The sequence below is a fragment of the Wolbachia endosymbiont of Ctenocephalides felis wCfeJ genome (assembly GCF_012277315.1).
Classification (GTDB): Bacteria; Pseudomonadota; Alphaproteobacteria; order Rickettsiales; family Anaplasmataceae; genus Wolbachia.
In genome coordinates this window covers 255,689-274,241 of sequence record NZ_CP051157.1, presented here as the reverse complement: position 1 = coordinate 274,241, position 18,553 = coordinate 255,689, and the positions used below count along the sequence as shown (strand labels likewise).

Annotated in this window: 9 protein-coding genes; 7 read left to right on the top strand and 2 right to left on the bottom strand. The window is 36.0% G+C overall.

Annotation, left to right across the window (positions count from 1 at the left end):
- Positions 1 to 687 precede the first annotated feature (687 nt).
- Complete coding sequence (locus HF196_RS01270) at positions 688 to 2,265, bottom strand: lysine--tRNA ligase (protein ID WP_168455471.1); 1,578 nt, start codon at positions 2,263 to 2,265, stop codon at positions 688 to 690.
- Between the two features lie 66 nt (positions 2,266 to 2,331).
- Here HF196_RS01270 and HF196_RS01265 point away from each other — a divergent pair, with 66 nt between their 5' ends.
- The 7 genes from HF196_RS01265 (at position 2,332) to HF196_RS01235 (ending at position 17,031) form a co-directional block, all read left to right on the top strand.
- On the top strand, positions 2,332 to 2,625 hold the full coding sequence (locus HF196_RS01265) for a type IV secretion system protein VirB3 (protein WP_168455470.1): 294 nt from the start codon (positions 2,332 to 2,334) through the stop codon (positions 2,623 to 2,625).
- 9 nt (positions 2,626 to 2,634) lie between these two features.
- Complete coding sequence (locus tag HF196_RS01260) at positions 2,635 to 5,040, top strand: VirB4 family type IV secretion/conjugal transfer ATPase (RefSeq protein ID WP_168455469.1); 2,406 nt, start codon at positions 2,635 to 2,637, stop codon at positions 5,038 to 5,040.
- Complete coding sequence (locus tag HF196_RS01255; protein ID WP_168455468.1) at positions 5,033 to 7,639, top strand: TrbL/VirB6 family protein; 2,607 nt, start codon at positions 5,033 to 5,035, stop codon at positions 7,637 to 7,639. Before HF196_RS01260 ends, HF196_RS01255 begins: the two co-directional genes overlap by 8 nt.
- Positions 7,640 to 7,689: 50 nt before the next feature.
- The gene (locus tag HF196_RS01250) at positions 7,690 to 10,170 is read left to right on the top strand and encodes a TrbL/VirB6 family protein (protein WP_168455467.1); all 2,481 of its coding nucleotides are present in this window, start codon (positions 7,690 to 7,692) and stop codon (positions 10,168 to 10,170) included.
- The gene (locus HF196_RS01245) at positions 10,167 to 13,127 is read left to right on the top strand and encodes a TrbL/VirB6 family protein (protein WP_168455466.1); all 2,961 of its coding nucleotides are present in this window, start codon (positions 10,167 to 10,169) and stop codon (positions 13,125 to 13,127) included. The genes HF196_RS01250 and HF196_RS01245 overlap by 4 nt, the downstream gene beginning before the upstream one ends.
- Before the next feature lie 86 nt (positions 13,128 to 13,213).
- Positions 13,214 to 16,318 (top strand): TrbL/VirB6 family protein, encoded by a 3,105-nt coding sequence (locus HF196_RS01240; protein WP_168455465.1) that lies wholly within the window; start codon positions 13,214 to 13,216, stop codon positions 16,316 to 16,318.
- Positions 16,319 to 16,398: 80 nt separating this feature from the next.
- Entirely contained in the window at positions 16,399 to 17,031 is a 633-nt protein-coding gene (locus HF196_RS01235; RefSeq protein WP_174855503.1) for a WD_0853 family protein, read from the top strand.
- 226 nt (positions 17,032 to 17,257) lie between these two features.
- Here the strand turns inward: HF196_RS01235 and HF196_RS01230 are convergent, their stop codons facing one another.
- Positions 17,258 to 18,496, bottom strand: a complete 1,239-nt coding sequence (locus HF196_RS01230) for an MFS transporter (RefSeq protein WP_168455464.1) — start codon at positions 18,494 to 18,496, stop codon at positions 17,258 to 17,260.
- Positions 18,497 to 18,553: the final 57 nt, after the last annotated feature.

The window sequence follows — 18,553 nt, the reverse complement described above, 5'->3', positions numbered from 1 at the left end:
TAAAGCTTAGTAGCTAACACTGGGATCTAGTCTTTTTTTTTACTGGATTCCAGCGTTACGCGCTGGAATGACACCCTTCGATGAACATAAGAAACCTCTTATTTTCGATTCTATATAAAAATGAAAATAAGGCTTACCTTATTTGCGTGGATGAACATAAGAAATCTCTTATTTTCGATTTTGCGTAAAAGTGAAAATAAGGCTGGATTCCAGCGTCACGCGCTGGAATGACAGAGTTTAAGAAATTTACCAAATGAGAGAAAAAGGCAAAAAAAGCCCCGTTGGTGGCTAATTATTTATATTAACTTTATAAACTGGCGTTTTTTTATTCCAAACGTCTAATCTCGCTGCTTTTAAACCGCAACTGATCTAAATTTAAACGTTAAGAAATTTACCAAGCAGAAAAAAGGCAAAAGAAACCCTGTTAGCTAGTTATTCACTATCTATCTTTTAATCGGCGTTTTTTACTGTTTTAAACGCTTTAACAAGCGCATTTTAGCTTATATAGGTAAAAACCTTGAAAGTTTATTAAAGACATAAGTGCACATAGTGCAAAAAATTAAACATGAGACGCCAAATACATTGAGTTTTTTGTCATTTTATCTGCACAGACTGAAGATAAATAAATAGCTTCAGCCACATGATAAGCAGACTTTTTGAAACTGTCAAGTGCATTTATTAAAATTGCTAAAGTGTGCGTTTAATAGCACTGTCTATAAGAGAGATCGTATTATCTATCCCATAAAGCTTTATGAAAGATCCCATTCTTGGACCGGTTTCTTGGCCAAGTAGTGTTTCATATAGCAACTGAAACCAATCACGTAAGTTGCTGTAATTATGGGTTTTTCCGATGGAGAAAACCTGAGATTGAATCTCTTCAGCAGTGGTCGTAATAGGTAGGGAATGCAGGGTGTTTTTTAAATCTAGCAACGCTTCTTTCTCTCCCTCATTCGGAGCTTTATATGATTTTGTTGGTTTGATAAAGTCGTGATAATACCTAACTGCGAAATCTGAAAGCCTATCAAGCATTTTGTTATTTTCTGGTGTAACATCTGGTGCATAAGTGGATATAAACCCCCAAAGAATCTCTTTATTTTCAGCGTTACAAGCTGCTGCTAAGTTTAAAAGCAGTGAAAAGTTTATACCTGAAGTTTCAATTTGAGGAACGCTACCTTGGTGAATGTGCCATACAGGACTGTTTACATCCTTTTCTTCACTCTCATTGTAACGCTTAATAAACTCCAAATATTCATCAGTTGATTTTGGTATAACATCAAAATATAAACGTTTAGCCTTTTTTGGGCTCTGAAAAATATATAACGCCAAGCTCTCTGTTGGTGCGTAAGTAAGCCACTCTTCAATTGAAATACCATTTCCTTTTGATTTTGATATCTTCTTTCCTTCTTTATCAAGAAAAAACTCGTAGCAAAACAGAAGCGGCGGCTTTTCTCCAAGTATTTTACATATTTGGCTTGAAAGTATGGCAGATGGAGTCAAATCTTTCCCATGAGCTTCGTAATTGACTCCAAATGCGGCCCATCTCATTCCCCAATCTGGTTTCCATTGCAATTTGCATCTGCCTTTTGTTACTGGAACTTCTACTTTTTCTCCGTTTGTGTCTTCGTATGTAATTGTTCCTTTATCTATACTCCTTTCAATTACTGGCACTTGAAGAACTTGGAAAGTCTTTGGACATATTGGCAGGAATGGACTATAGGTCTGCTGTCTTTCTTCTCGGAATGATGGAAGCATTACATCCATTACTTTGTCGTAATTTTCCAGCAGGAGTAAAAGTTTTTCATCGTAAATACCAGATTTGTAACACTCTGTAGCACTTCTAAATTCATATTCAAACTCGAATAGGTCGAGAAACTTACACAACAGTGAATTCATATGATGACCATAACTTTCATGAGTGCCAAAGGGATCTGGTATCATGGTTAAAGGCTTGTTCAAATGCTCTCTTAGCATTTCCCGATTTGGCACATTATCTGGTATTTTTCGCAAGCCATCCATATCGTCAGAAACTGCAATAATTTTAGTTTTTATATTAGGAGCGATTTTCTTTAGTGCATTTGCAACAACTGTAGTACGAAAAACCTCTCCGAAAGTACCAATATGTGGCAGACCTGAAGGTCCATAGCCAGTTTCAAATATTATCTCTTTTTTGTTAGGAAATTCTTGTAATATTTTTTCTGCTTCTTGAAACGGCCAGCTTGTCATAATTAAATTTAAATTAGTTATCTTACCTAAAGTGCTACTCATTTCAATGGATTTTTAATTAATGATATAGTATTAGTGTTAGGGCTATTAATTAGAAGGTTAAAAAATATGTCTACAGGTAGCATACAAACAGATCAATTATTTAAAGGTCTTACAAGACCTGCGATGCTTTTTGGTGTGAGTTATATGTTTGCGATATTAAACGTTCTCATTTGTATGCTAATTTTTATTAATACAAATGATCTGAGAACTTTCTTGATGCTATTTGGAATACACGGACTTGGTTATATAGCTTCTGCAAAAGAACCATTGTTTATTGAATTATTTATGGTAAAACTAGGAAAGTGCTCTAAATGTTTAAATCGTTTTTATCATGGAGCTAATTCTTATGACATTACTTAATGCTATGCAATGCTGAGATTTAGACCTATTCAATCCAAGAATAAATCTATTCTAAGCAGGGAAGTTCACGCTGCTGAATTCATTCCTTATTCTTGCTATTGGAATAGTACAACTTTGGTAACAAAACAAAATTGGTTAGTTAAGTTTATAAAATTAAATGGCTTTGCGTTTGAAACAGCCGATGATGAAGATCTGGTAATACAAAACAACATCAGAAATCAGATGCTGAGAAGCATTTCATCCCCGGCATTTAGTTTATATTTCCACACCATTAGGCGTAAGAAAAACATTTTTTCTGATGAATTCGCAAGTCAAAGATTGCCAAACTTTTTTGCTAATCATGTAAATTTAAAATGGAGAGAAAAACACGCAGCAAGGCAATCATTCATTAATGATCTATACATTACAATTATTCGCAGAGCAGATACAAAAGGAGTAGAATTTCTATCACATCTACTAAAAAAATTCGGACATGTAACTTCAAAACATGCTTGGGAAAGCGATATGCGTGCCACTTATGAAGATTTGGAGGAAACAACAAATCGTGTAGTAACAAACCTTAGAAATTATTCGCCTAAAATTCTTGGGGTAAAAGAAACTCCCAATGGTCTGTTTTGTGAAATCATGGAGTTTTTATCTAGAATTGTAAATTGTGGCTTTGTGACAAACACACTTTTTCCTCTGACAACCGGGATATCGAGATACTTACCAGTACATAGATTGTTTTTTGGCCGTAAGACGGTACAGGTCGTAACTCATAATGAGAGTAAATACGCTGGAATAATTAGTATCAAAGAGTATGGAAATAATACTTCTGCAGGAATGCTCGATACATTTTTACAGCTCGACCATGAATTTATTATTACGCAGTCTTTCCAATTTACAAATAGGCAAATGGCTATTGCGAAAATGCAGATACAGCAAAATCGGATGATACAATCCGCAGATAAAGCCATTTCTCAAATAGCAGAAATCTCCCATGCGCTTGATGGTGCAATGAGTGGTAAGATAGCATTCGGTGAACATCATTTAACCATATTATGTATGGAAAAAAGTCCTAAATCATTGGATAATGCTCTGTCGTTAGCGGAATCAGAGCTTTCTAATTGCGGCGTTTACCCTGTTCGTGAGAGGGTTAACCTTGAACCGGCATTTTGGGCACAAATTCCCGGTAATTTTGACTATATAGTAAGAAAGGGTACGATAAGTAGTCTTAATTTGGCTGGCTTTGCGTCTCAACATAATTATCCTACTGGTAATAAGTTCAATAACCACTGGGGAGATGCTGTGACAGTTTTTGACACGACATCTGGCACTCCATTTTTCTTCAATTTCCATATAAGAGATGTTGGACATACTATGATAATTGGACCAACTGGTGCTGGTAAAACTGTTTTGATGAATTTCTTATGTGCTCAAGCAATGAAATTTTCTCCAAGGATATTCTTTTTTGATAAAGATCGTGGTGCGGAAATTTTCTTAAGGGCACTTGGTGGTATTTATACTTTGATAGAACCAAGAACTAAAACAAATTTTAATCCTCTGCAACTTGATGATACTCCTGATAATAGAACATTTTTAATGGAGTGGATAAAATCTTTGATCTCGGTATACAACGATAAATTCACTTCAGAAGATATTGCTCGAATTAATGATTCAATTGAAGGAAATTTTAAATTGAGGAAAGAAGATAGATTTCTAAGAAATCTTGTACCGTTTTTAGGACTTGCGGGTCCTGATACTCTCGCTGGAGCAATATCTATGTGGCATGGTGATGGCTCTCATGCTGCAATATTTGACAATAAAGAGGATTTGTTAGATTTTTCAAAAGCTAGGGTGTTTGGCTTTGAAATGGCTAGCTTGCTTAAGGATCCCGTTGCTCTTGGACCGGTCTTGATTTATTTGTTTCATAGGATTAGTATATCTCTTGATGGTACCCCATCTATTATTGTGCTTGATGAGGCATGGGCATTAATAGATAATCCAGTTTTTGCACCTAAGATAAAGGACTGGTTAAAGGTGCTAAGGAAGTTAAATGCTTTTGTGATTTTTGCGACCCAGAGTGTTGAAGATGCAAGTAAGAGTGCTATTAGTGATACACTTGTACAGCAAACAGCAACACAGATTTTTTTGCCAAATCTAAAAGCTACCAGTGTCTACCGGGATGTTTTTATGTTGAGTGAACGTGAGTACATACTGATCAAGCACACGGATCCAAGTACTAGATTTTTTTTGGTAAAACAAGGAGTGAATGCTGTGGTAGCCAGAATAGACTTAAAAGACTTAGATAATATAATCAACGTGTTATCTGGACGTGCGGAAAGTGTTCTATTGTTACATGATATCTTAAAAGAAGTCGGAGATGACCCGAAAGTATGGTTACCTATATTCTATCAGAAGGTAAAAAATGTTTAAGACTAAACTGTCACTGCTACTAATTGCAATATTTTTGTTAAATATAGATTTTTTACTATCGTACCCAGCACTTGCAGAGGAAGTAGGTAGTGCTGGTAAGACGGAATTTGTCAGTAGGTTTAATTCCACTGGCAGCTTTAGCCGTGCTTCTAATCCTGACTGTGGAGCATTTAAAACGGCTGCAGCACTTGCTGGAATAGCGATTGCTGTTGGTGCAATATTTACTGGTATTGTTTTAATCGTCTCTTCTCTTGGTTTGTTTACTGCTCTTGTTATTGTTGGAGTGATAGCCGCGATTGTTGGAGTTTGGAAGGCAATAGGAGGACTTGTTGTTTGTGAACATAGTTTCGTTAGGCATCCAGTTGCACGGGATCATGATGGAAAATACAAAGATTTTGGATTCTCGAAACCAGAAAACTCAAAATATTCAAAGTGCACTGATAAGAATTACCAAAAAGAAGAAGATTACTTTCAATGCTTCGATGAAATAAATAAGTCAACAGAAGAAGGTAAAAAAATAGGAAGGGGTATTTTGGGTTCCATATTTGATAAAGATGCAGATAGTTATTACTGGCCCAAAAATAGTGTACAATACAGTGAATATATAGAAGTATGTCATCGAAACCCTTTAACGTTCGGTAATCTTTTTAAGACGAATGACTTTAATTTCAGAGGGGAATCCGGATACATAGATTTTGATGTTAGAGAAAAAGACACTGGATATGTAGATGGGTCATGGTCACCAAAAGTTGATGGCAACCTAGAATGTAAAGTTCTTAAAGCAGGACAAAGAGAAACCATACATAGTTCGTCATTCAAAGCAGTAAGAAAAATGGGTAGGTTGTGTGTGGAGTTAGAAAGTGTTAGCGTACTTGGCATTTCAATGACTCCTTGGCCACAGGGAGTTAATATAGGTTGTACAGAATTGCCACCTGACCCAATGGCTCCTATGTGTGATGAGTCTAAGATGAAATTTAAAACTGAGTATGGTGGAGATGTTGTAGACAATGACACTCTGAAAGTTCTTCTTAACAAGAAAGGAAATGAAGGTAAAGATTACAAAACTCTGATAAGGGAAAGGGAAGAAGAAGGGAAAATTTTCGTAGGTTACGACAATAAAGGCTGTTTTAGCTCATATGTTTCTGAAGCTTGCTACAATCAAGCGGGAAGTAAATCATTAGCTCCTGTTCCTGTGACTTCTATGATAGTGCAATGCATTAAGGAGTCGCTGGACAATTTAGTGGCAGGTATTGATTCAAGTGGCAACCAACTTAAGGACGAAGGTGGACATAGCAAGGGTAGTTTCCTGTCTGTGGCACAAAAGAGGCTGAAAAACACCATAACTGCTGTTTTGGTTTTAGCTTTGATACTGTTCTCTATAAAAGCCATGTCTGGTGGAGTGCGTAGTCCACAAGAAATGTACATATTAATCATTAAATTTGCTTTAGTGGTTTACTTCACAACAGGTAATGCCATGTCTTATTATTATGGAGAATTAACGAAACTTTCAAATGGCTTGTCGGAAATAGTATTGAAAGCATCATCTGAAAGTAGAGGTATATGTGACTATAAAGCAGAGAAATACGGAAAATACAGCTACCTTGCACCTTGGGATAGGCTTGATTGTAGGCTTTTATTTTATTTGGGTGCCCCTTTGGACGGAATTGCTGGCAAAATTGGTACTGGGAGTGTAGGAGTATTGGCTGTTTTACTTGGTGCTGCTCCTATTTTGTTAGTAGCAGGTTCGATAATCGGTATCATTTTCGCTGGTGGACAGATTTTAGTAGCTCTTGTCTGTATATTCATGGCTGTCATGATGATGATGGTTGTTTTGTGGATGTGCTATGTGTTTATCTTATCTCTAGTTGCTCTCAGTGTAATTATCATCTTATCGCCTCTGTTTATTCCTATGGTTTTATTCCAACATACCAAGGGGTACTTTGATGGGTGGCTAAAGGAATTGATCACCTATAGCTTATACCCGGTTATGGTTTTTGCATTTCTATCTTTTATGTTTATAGCATGCGATAAAATCTTTTATAGAGGTCTGCATTTTGAGGAAGAGCCAGTTACAGTATTAGGCAAAAAAACATATTGGTTTAAGTTGAAAGAAGGAGAATGCGCTAGCAACCCAAATACTTTAGCATGCATGCTGCAAAACTATAAATGGGAGAAGAGCGTGCTACTTGGTCTGATTGACTTTGCATATGTTAAGTTTAGTGATTCTGTGCTTGGAGAATTACTAAAGTTAGCTTTAATATTATTCCTATTTTATCACTTCTTGGATATTCTTCCTAGTATGGCTGCAGAGCTTGCTGGTAATCCAAGAGGGGCACTCGGCTCTGGTGCTACACCTAAAAACATGATGTCCAAGGCTTTCTCTGCAGCTAAGGCTATTGCTGGAGCGATTGGCAAAGCTCAATCTGGAGATGCTGCTGGAGCTGCTAAAGATGCTGAGGAAGCTAAGAGAAACATGAATATTAATGAAGAGCCTAATAAGTCATCCTCTGACAGTGGTAGTTCTGAAGATGTTAAATCTGCTGAAGAAACTCCTGGAGGTGGTAACTCTGGAAATACTGGTGGTATTGGAAACACGTAAAGGTTAGTAATGGATGTTAAATGTTTAAGTAATCAAAGCTTAGGTAGGACATGCGTAAGCTTTTATTAATAGTAACATTCTTTTTGTTGTCCGGCTGCGAGGAGCGCTGTATCAAGCCAGAGAGTCTATCAAACTTGCGCGAAAAATTGGACGTAGTTTCAACACAACAGAAGTGGGTCGATTCTGGTGTTCAAATTTCAGATGTAGTAAAAGTAACAGAAATTAGTATAGTACCTAGCAAAGTTAATTTTTGCCCTGGGCAGCATGCAGATTTTGCAATTCGATCTGGAGAGGACCCTATTGTTGTTAAATTGCCATTTGCACTTAAAGCTGGTGACTCAATAAACTTTAGTGTTATTGGAAGTAAAGTGTGTAAAGATAAGGAAAACGAGAAAATCAGGTATGTAAGTATTGATGACAAATGCAGCGACAAAGAAAAAGAGTATTTTGCACATGTTTTAAATCAAAATGAATGTCAGGTGTTGGGAGATGGAGAAAGTCAGTACACAATATGTCCTAACAAGTGTATTGTAGGAACAGTACAGTTGTTGCATGGAAAAGAGTATTGGAGTCAGGATTTTTCAAAATCAGATCAAGATGAAAAGGGAACTGAAATTACAAATATTATCAACTCTATAAAGCAAAGAGAAAATATAGACTGCAGCAAGCTTTCAAGCAATCAGAAAAATAAGATAGATACATATATTCTAAATCTTGCGTGTAAAAACATGTGTTATGACCGTAGTCAAAATTGTGTTCAGATAGAGTCTAATACTATAGATGATGGTGACTTAGCTAACAGACTAGGTGAAGCTTGCCCTAAACAAGGGTGCCTTATTGATGGTTTAACTGTTGTTAACGACAAGGCAAGCGAAATTATTAAAGAGATTATGGAAAAAAAGATAAAAACTTATATTCCTTCTTTAAAGGTGTCAGTGGAAGAAGTGGAAGGAGAAGATCTTGAACATGTGAGAAATGATGGCATACGCACTAACTATGATCATGAACTGCAAAACAACTACGGTGAAGGCATGAAATTAGCATTTGAATTGAGGAATGGTGGCAAGGGCGGCTACAACATAAGAGTAACAAGAGTTTTTAGCCTAAAAAACAGCTCACACACCAGCATTTCTGATGAATCCCCTAAGGATGACCTAAAAAAGAGTTTATACATACGCGTTTCTGATAAACTTCCCGAGCATGACCCTGATGAAAGCCAGGGGGATATACCTGTGGACATAAGCAGAGTTCACGATACTAAGTACATGGAAGGCTTAAAAGAAAAGTTAAAGGACAAAAATGGTACCATATATTATGGGGTAAGAAATTATGGCTGTAACTATAAGGACAACGAAGGTCAGTTTAGCATTAACCTAACGACCAGAAAGCCACCTATAAAAACTTTTAGTGCGATATATAGTTTCTTTGATGAAAAAGTAAAAACCGCATTTTTTGGCTCTAGCTACAAAGACACTGACGCGATTCACTCTGATACTAGTCCTGTAAAGTCTCTCTACGAAAGTTTTATAAAATCAAACAGAACAAACACTATTAGATCTACAATAGTATCATTGCTAGTGTTATATATAGTTTTGTATACACTTTATTACTTTTTTGGTTTAACTCATGTTTCTATATATGAGTTTTTAATTGTATGCGTGAAAATAGGAGTCATTGTCCAACTATTGCAGGATAACAGCTGGGATTTCTTTTATAACAATGCATTTTCTATTTTTGTCAACACTACGAAACAGCTTATAGAAATATCAAACTTCAGAGGCACAACATCAAATGTTTTTGAGTTTCTTGATTTGCCGTTAAATAGATTTTTATCACCAAATTCGGTATTGTTAATAGTATCTTTGATATTTTCTGGTCCTTTAGGCTTTGTATCCTTTTGCTTGGTGATTTGGGGTTTAATAACAGTAGTCCTGTCCATTTGTAATGTTCTATTTTCTTTTATTACATCCATAGCAATAGTTGCGTTATTGCTTTCTTTAGCTCCTATTTTTATCATTTGCCTTTTGTTTGCATATACTAGGCAGATGTTTCATAGCTGGGTCAAAAATTTGGCAAGGTTTGCAATCCATCCAGTAGTGCTTCTAATTTTTATATCGCTGATAAGTCAAGCTATGGATTATATCGTATATTCAGTGTTTGATTTTGAAGTCTGTTCTACGTGCATACTTAGTATCAATCTAAAAATCTTTAACCCTTGTATCATTTATGGGTATGCTTCCAAGCATGCGCCTAATATTACTGCTATAATGGCTTTTGTTATCTTGGTTCACGCTATGAAAGCTTTAGTTGAGGCTTCCTCGCGAATATCTGATAACTTGTTTGGTACTTATGTGCAAAGCGAACCTGGACAACAATATCAACAAAGCTTAATGGGAACAGTAGGATTGGATCAGGACAGCACTCAAAGACGAGCAGTAGGTGCTCCTCAACAATCGGGTACGACAAGACAAGGACCTCAAGTACCTCAAAGGTCAACACCTCAGGTACCACAGCCAGGTACGCGACAATGAATAAAAGATCACTGTTATTAATAATATATCTCACAATCACTGGTTGTAACATGGATTGTGTTGAGCCTGGGTTGCAAAGCAGGAATACTAGCATTAACGTAGACGTTCCAGTTCGTAAAGATAAAGAGGCTAAGATCTATTGGGTTGATTCTGGCCAGGTAATTAGTAAAGAGGAGGAAATCAAATTCACCCTCGGTGGATCAGTAAATTTTTGCCCCCTTAAGGAAGGTAAAAATCCAAGGAAAGTGCTTGTACCTGCTGTATTTTGCGCTGATGGTTCAATTCCAAATTATAGTAAAGCTGCAAATATTAACAATGTGTCTAATAATTACGGTATTGACGAAAAAGACATAAGTGGAGACGAACTGTGCGGTGGTAGAGGATTTGGGAGCGAAGAAGCCTATAGTAGGAGACGTTATATCGATACTGGAATTAAAGTGGATCCCGGTGATAAGTTAAGCTTCAGCTTGGTTCCCAGAGAAATGATAATTGATTATGATAACCTAACAGATAAAATCAGCTTTGATGACAATTGTTACAGAACTGAAAAAGGAGATGAAAAAGTGCCAGTAAGCGAAATACTGAGTATTAGCGAAAAGGAAGGGAAAGAATTTTTTTGTGATGGTCAGGATGGAAAGAGAAATAAAGTAAAATTTTTACCTCTTGATAAGGCAAAGAAAAGCATGGTGCTAGTCGGTAACGGCTACACTCCTTATGATAATAAGGTGCATTTTAATAAAGGTTATGTTAAAGATGAAAGTCCATGGATGAATGGTTCATTATTAGATTTGCGGCAAGCTAAAATAGGATTGGATCGACTATGCGAAGAAAAACATTGTGATCTTAACGAAATAAGGAAGTACAGCTCTTATGAGCTTAACTGTTACTATCAAAATATATGCTATACCAATAGGGGTATTTGGAACTATAAGTCAGATCAAGCAGGAGAGCGGAACTGTGTTTCTTCTGTAAGATACAAAAAATATGATAATGAAAACGGCAAATGTGACATGTATTCTCACCTTAAAGAGATTAGTAAGAAGATTGAGGGGGTTAGAGAGGATTCTGGATCAATTGACGTTGTTATACCAAATACTAAAGATATCTCATGGGCTGAAGCTCTTGTCGCGAAAATAAGCGATCCAGGTGATACAAATATTTCTGAAAGCGAGCGTGAAGATATGAAAGATACTGCTGAAGGTACTCAGTGTCTTCCAGAAAAAGGAAAAAGGAAAGGTAATGCATGTTCGAAAATTAGTGGTAATTCCAAGGATTTTTCCGATTTTTCTCTGGAATTGAATAGTAATTATGAAGTAAAAAATGTAGCGTCTGGTAGCAGTGTGATGCTTGCTATTGCAGACTATGGTTATTATTACCGTAATAGAGGTGGGTATCATGTTAAAGTAACTAGATCGTGTGAGTATACTAAGGGTGAAAAGCTTTATATGTATCTAGGTGATAGCTTGCCAGAAGATAAACTCACTGATTTCAAGAAGGTATCGGAATTAACTTCAGTAATAGAGGATAATATAAAATATTATAAAATAGATGGAAGTCATTTGGAAAATGATAAACCTAAAAAGATATATTTTGGTGTCGATGTAAGTAATGTAGAGAAAGAAGATATTACAGATAAAGAAGGTAAATATTATGAAAATAATAAGTATATTGTGACTTTATTTGTAAAAAGAAAAATTAACGATTTTATTTCATCAAATGTAGAGATGGTCTTTGATTTTATAAGAAAAGAAATCATTGGGAACAGCATTGAAGAGTCGTACAAAGGGTATGCAAAAGGTCTTCTTCAAGGAGTAAGAGCTTTACTTACTCTATATATTATATTTACTGTTGTTGGCTATATGCTTGGAACATTACAGCTAAGTAAATTTGACTTTATTGTACGGGTGATGAAGATAGCATTTATAGCTTTTGTCTTTAGTGATAAAAGCTGGGAACTCTTTGGTGTAACTTTATCCAAGTTTTTTGTGGATGGCAGCACTTATTTGGTTGATAGTTTTTCTGGCTATGTGGGAGAAAAAGGTAGAAAATTTGCGTTCTTGGACTTAACAGCGGGAGTATTGTTTACAGGAGAAACATGGCTGAAGTTTTTATCATTAATGTTCGCTGGCCCTTTCGGTTTTATCGCTTTTTTGATAATACTTCATGCTAGTTTTATGTTCTTAAAATGCATTATTAGCGCTACGTTTAGATATGTTATATCTACCATTCTAGTGGCGTTTTTGTTATCGTTAACGCCTTTATTTATTGTATTTATTTTATTTCAACAGACTAAATCCCTGTTTGAGAACTGGATAAAAACGTTGGCCCATGTTGCAATACAACCAGTCATTTTACTATCATCTTTATCTATTTTAAATCAGTTAATGTATTCAGTTTTATATAACCTCACAAACTTTTCTGCATGCTATCAATGTTTGATTAGTATAAATTTCTTATCATATGATTTTTGCCTTATGAAATCGATATTACCTCTTGGATACAATCCTGGCACCAGCGTTGATGTTGCACTTAGTACCGGAGAAAAGGCTGGCGGGTACTTTGCAGCATTACCTATAGACCTAATTCAAGCGTTTATATATCTCATTATTGCTGGTGCAATGGAAGCTTTTATTGATGTATCAGGAACTATGGCACAAGCAATATTCGGTGCTGGTTGGGGAATTATGTATGGCGTTAGAGATGCTGCTGGTAGTGCATCGCAATCTATACTATCAGCTGTTGGACTTGATAACAAAACTCAAGGCATGATATCGCATGTCAAGAGCATGATAAGCAAAGATCGAACAGAACTTGAGGTTAAATCTAAGCAATCTGTAGGCAAGGATAAACAATCAAGCCCACCAAACGAAAAGAAAAAAGGCGCACTACAAAAAAAAGAAGTGTTAAAAAATATAAGGACAAGGATAGATGATGCTAAAGATAAGAAAGAAGATTAAGAAGGAGAAGTATGGTTGTTATGTAGTAACTAATTAAAAAGATATTTTAAGTAAAGTTTTATTCTATATTCGGAAAAGATTTAGATATGCAGTTACACTTAGGCAAATTTTGGTTTAGGTTACTACTTCTTGCAGCTTACGTGCTGATAACAGGTTGTGACAAGAATGATATGCCTTTTCCAAGGTGTATATCTGCTGACTATTTCGGTCCTGAACCTGTTGCAGTAAGTGCTCATTTTCCAGACAATCATGATGCTTTTATCCCAGAAGATGGGGAAATTATTGACCCTGAAACTGGAGAATTTAATAATGGTTTTCACTCTAACCAAGTAGTGAAGTGGAAAGATACCGGACTCGAAACTAATGGAGATGACTTGAAAGTGCGAGTCAATGGTGCATGGACATCTTGGAGTAGTAATAATAGGAGAGGATCTAAAAGCAGTTACAGCTTGCAAGATTTGGAGCAACTGAAATATGCAATCAAATTTGAAGGCAAGCAAGGTGATAATAGTTTGCCTGACTTTCACTTAGTTTGCAATGATTATAAATCTAGTATACAAAAACTTTCAAGTAACTTCAGCACAAGTTGCACCGTGAGTTGCGAGTACGTTGATGAGGACAGTGGTGAGAGTGCAGTGTCACGTGGCACTCCATGTTGGTTTACCAACGGTCATGGTGCTTACTTTCTGTTTAAAAGGCCGGGTGATAACAACCCTAACGAAAGTCTGAAATCTATGCGTAATCCTCAATCTCCTACTATACACCTAGGTTACGATTCCATAGCAGAAGATGGAAGTGGTCTTTTTACTCTAGAAAAAAATAACAATAAATTAAAAGACAGAAACTGTAAGACGGTAAAATTAGACAAGGGATGGAAAATATATGTAAAAATATTAGACAGATATTACTTAGATAACGCAGGCGGTTATTCCTTTGAGTTCCTAGGAGGGGTGCAGGAGCCAGGCAGACTTGAAATTTTCAATTATATTTATCACTACCTAAAATGTGTGTTGTTGATTAATGAAAACTGCAAAGAGCATTTTGATAGTAACGATCCTGCAGCTGCTCAAGCTATGTTTCAAAACATAGCTGAAAAGAGCACGAGTTTTCACAACTTTGTTCTTTCTTTGCTTGTTTTATTTATGATGATTTCATCGCTTCTTTATCTTTTTGGTATGGTACGAGAGACTAAGCATGACATGCTCATCAGGATGATGAAAATCACTTTAGTAATAATGCTTATATCTCCTGGAAGTTTCAGATTTTTCTATGATCATTTTCTTGTTTTGTTTGTTAAAGGCCTTGAACAGTTGATAAATATAATTACTAATTTTGCTCCCAACATGAACACCGGAAGCACTGTTCAGGGAGATGAAGCTCGTGTAAAATTGTTTAGCTTCATAGGGGACATGTTCAATAAGTTTTTTGCTTATTCTGTCTGGAAAAAGTTTGCAGCGTTTTTGCATTACCAAATGTGGGCAAGCCTACTTATGATACCAGCAATTTTTATAGGGATCGTTTTATATTTCCTGCTATGTTTATATGCTTACATAATATTCCTTTCTGGTTTTGTAGGTATAGCTTTTCTTATAGCTATAATGCCACTTTTTCTAATTTCCATCCTATTTTCACCGCTGAAAAGTTTGTTTGACGGTTGGATAAAATTCTGTATTAGTTTCTGTTTGCAATCGATTATGATATTTGCCCTGCTGTCATTATTGGCTGCAATGATAATGAATACCTTTTATAGGCAGCTAGGTTTCACTGTATGCTACAATAAATGGCTTGAGATAAGGCTCTGTGCTCCAGAATGGATGTTTGGTGGTTTTTGTATCGTTGATCATCCGTACTTTGGTTGGACTCCAGGGCAAATTTTTGTGCCTTACACTATTGGAAAAGCTTCTCCGCTGAATATAGATAAAGATATAGAAGGTATAGAAAAACTAAGTAGAGAAGGTGGTACAATAAAATTTACTGGTGGTGCTGGGTATATCCCCCTTCCACCAGATTACAATGAAAAGGGTTTTCGTTATATAGATTATCCTTTCTTTAATCCAATGCCTGGCACTAAAGATAATCCAGCAGATCATTATATAGCAGAAAGTGATATAGTGGTTAGTAGTGGTTGTAGTAAAAGTGAGAAAGATCTAGTACGCTTGGCAAACAGTTTATTGCATGCATCAGAAAAGGCTGATATCTTGGTATTGATTAACAGTATAGAAAAAAAGATAGGTGGCGATAGTATTAGTAAAATAGTAAAAAAACGCTGTCAAGATATAGATAGATGCAACAGCTATAGAGAAGTAATAAATGACATAAAGTCTTTGGTGAAGACGGTAGTAGAACAACAAAATTGTGAAGTACGGAAACTTCATAACTTATATAGGGATCCCAACAGTGGGTATTGTCAAACATGTAAAGGTAAGGATTGCGAGGATTGCAAAAATTATCAAGAAAATAGCGACTATCAAAGAGTGCAAGACATACAGAGAGGTTATTTAATTAATGCAGGAGAAATTTTTGTATTGTTCTTGCTTTCATTCTTAATGTTCTCCTTACGTGAGTTTGTACAACGAATGGGCCCAAATATCGTAGGTAAAGGCTATAGTGTTTACAGCATATCTAGTATGTATGCAGCATCTCCTTTAGCTGGTATAGTAGGGGAGTTAAAGCATAAGTTACAGGATAATTTTGGTGGGAAATTAGATGCTATTGGTAACTTTGCTACTGGGCTCCCTAATCGACTGGCTGGAGGTACAGCTAATTTACTAAGTAAGATACCAAGAGTTGGTGGTGTGCTGAAACATGCTATTGACGTGCCACGCAAGCTTGTAGGTGCTACCATAGAAGCAACAAAATTTGCGACATCACCTGAAAATGATGTCGATAAGCTTGAGGAAAAAATTTACAAGGCATTTGGAGTTGACAAAGAAGATATTACGCACAGAAGAATTGGTAGATATTTAGATTATTATAAAGGATATGTGGGATCACATTTAGGCTATACAATAGAAGATGCCATGAAGTTTACTTGGGAACATGGTGTTGATTCTATAGGGAAGCATAGTTACAACCATAATTTACTCTATAGAGCGAAATCGCATAGGCGAGAATTCTTAGAGAAGCTTCATGATCACACTATAGGGCGCAAAAGAAAACCTGAGAGGTATAGTGATGAAGATGATCAATAATCAATCAAATGTGCTAGATTTACACCAAGGTGAGAACTGTCTGGGTGCATCGATAAAAAGAAATGAGGATGGGAAGAATAATGAAAGCTAGTAAAAGAAACTTCAAAGGTTTTGGTTATTATAAACTGCGCCAGGATAAAGAGGGTAACATAAAGTTAAATGACTATGATGACGTTTTAAGTGCGCGTAGAGCAAGGGTAGATTTATTGTTGGATAACACTAAGCAGGATGATATTAATCTTTTAAAACTCAACAAAGCCCTTAGTGAGAAACTTGCAGATAATGGAGAACTATTATCTGAGTTTGACAAGGAGGATCGGGAAATTGCTCAGGAAGAACTCAAGATGTTTAGCATTTTAGATAATCTTGATAACCTTGCAAACATGAAAAGTGAAGATTTACTCGAGGTGAGTTTATTATTATCGGATCTTAGCTTCATAGAGAGAAATGTGGTACTAAATACCGACCGGAGTTCTGATCTAGCAGAGTTTAAGAACCTGTTTATTGAAAAAAAAGCATCCGGTGAAGAATATAGCGATGAAGAATGTAAAAGCTTTCTTGATAGCATAGATAAAATCAATACTATAATTAAGCTAGAGTTAGAAAGTAGGATTGGAGGATTAAATCATGATGAAACCAATGACCATGATGACTTACAAGATGAGATTGGCCATGCAATAGATACAGCAAATAAATCAAAGAAAGTTGATTAGACTTTTGCAGCAGGTTTAATGTTGTTTTTCCAACTTTAAACCTTTTGGCTACAAACTCTTCTCTCCCCTTCATCCAATGCTTGCATTGCCTCTTTCTTTAAATCGCAACTTATATGCTGCTGGCATTCACATCTCCTTTCTACTTTTTCCATTATGTTTCTACTATTAGAAAAAGAGCATATTGACTAGGGTTTCTTTTGCCTTTTCTCCTTGCTTAGTAAATTTTTTAACGCTTATATCTAAAGGTTGACCGCAGTTCCTTAATTTGCGATATGGCAACCAGCCCAATCAATGCACAGAAAATCATGTAAAAGCTTGCTGAGGTTTCTTGCCCCGTAACCTTGATGATTGTTGTACATATGAATGGTGCAAGGCCACCAAAAAATCCAGCAGCTATATTTCTTGATAAACCGAACCCGCTGTACCGCACCTTTGTTGGAAATAATTCACACATAAATGCACTGACAGGACCAAGCGATGCAGCTATCGGGATTATAAAAAGAATGTGTGCCACTATAGTTAGCAGGTTATCACCACTTAGTATTATTAAAAAAACTGGATAGCTCACTACTATAAAAGCCACGAATGCAAATTTCATTACTTTTTCCCTTCCTACCTTATCAGAGAGTATTGCAAACAATATAGTCAATCCCCCGAGCGCAATTTGACTCAATATTTCCACTGTGTGGTTAAAATGAGTATTTACTTTTGATGTAAGAACATTGAAAAATACTAGATATATATAAAGAGATGAATTTTCAACTATGTCGATTCCTACTGATATCAAAAAAGGTTTTTTATAGCTTTTCAGTAACTCTTTTAATGGTAATTGAGGTGGATCTTCCTGTTTTTTATACTCTGGGCTCTCATCAAGTATATATCTTGTATATATGCTGATTAATCCCATTGCTAAGCTAAAAATAAAGGGTAAACGCCACCCCCAAGATTCAAAATCAGATACTTTCTTGCATATAAGTACTGCTGTAAGACTCAATATTGAACCAAGAATTGCACTTAATACTTCAATGCTGCCAAAAAATCCTCTTTTGTTTTCAGGAGCGTGCTCTATTAAAAATGGTGCATTTCCTGCCTCTCCCCCAAGAGATATACCTTGTAATAACCTTAAACATACCACCAGTATTGATGCTAGTATTCCGATTTTTTGATATCCAGGAACAAAAGCGATTAAGACAGTAGATAGAGTCATTAATACAATAGAGAGCAATAGAGCAACCCTTCTTCCATGTTTATCACCAATATGGCCAAATATGGCAGCGCCGATGGGTCTCATTAAGAAACTCACTGCAAATACTCCAAAAGCCTTCAGTATGCTAACCAATTGATCATCTGAGGGGAAAAATACACCGCCGATTATGCTTATCAGGTGACCAAAGAGCATGTGATCATACCACAGTAAAGTGTTACAAATTAAGCTCGAGAGTATTACCTTTGTTATTTGTTGCATCACCTTTCTGCAGTTTGTTTGGTATTATAATAATTTACTTTATTTTCGCAAATATAA

Coding starts and splice junctions, on each gene's coding strand:
- HF196_RS01270 (WP_168455471.1), bottom strand. CDS start 2,265: ATGAGTAGCACTTTAGGTAAGATAACTAATTTAAATTTAATTATGACA.
- HF196_RS01265 (WP_168455470.1), top strand. CDS start 2,332: ATGTCTACAGGTAGCATACAAACAGATCAATTATTTAAAGGTCTTACA.
- HF196_RS01260 (WP_168455469.1), top strand. CDS start 2,635: ATGCTGAGATTTAGACCTATTCAATCCAAGAATAAATCTATTCTAAGC.
- HF196_RS01255 (WP_168455468.1), top strand. CDS start 5,033: ATGTTTAAGACTAAACTGTCACTGCTACTAATTGCAATATTTTTGTTA.
- HF196_RS01250 (WP_168455467.1), top strand. CDS start 7,690: ATGCGTAAGCTTTTATTAATAGTAACATTCTTTTTGTTGTCCGGCTGC.
- HF196_RS01245 (WP_168455466.1), top strand. CDS start 10,167: ATGAATAAAAGATCACTGTTATTAATAATATATCTCACAATCACTGGT.
- HF196_RS01240 (WP_168455465.1), top strand. CDS start 13,214: ATGCAGTTACACTTAGGCAAATTTTGGTTTAGGTTACTACTTCTTGCA.
- HF196_RS01235 (WP_174855503.1), top strand. CDS start 16,399: ATGAAAGCTAGTAAAAGAAACTTCAAAGGTTTTGGTTATTATAAACTG.
- HF196_RS01230 (WP_168455464.1), bottom strand. CDS start 18,496: ATGCAACAAATAACAAAGGTAATACTCTCGAGCTTAATTTGTAACACT.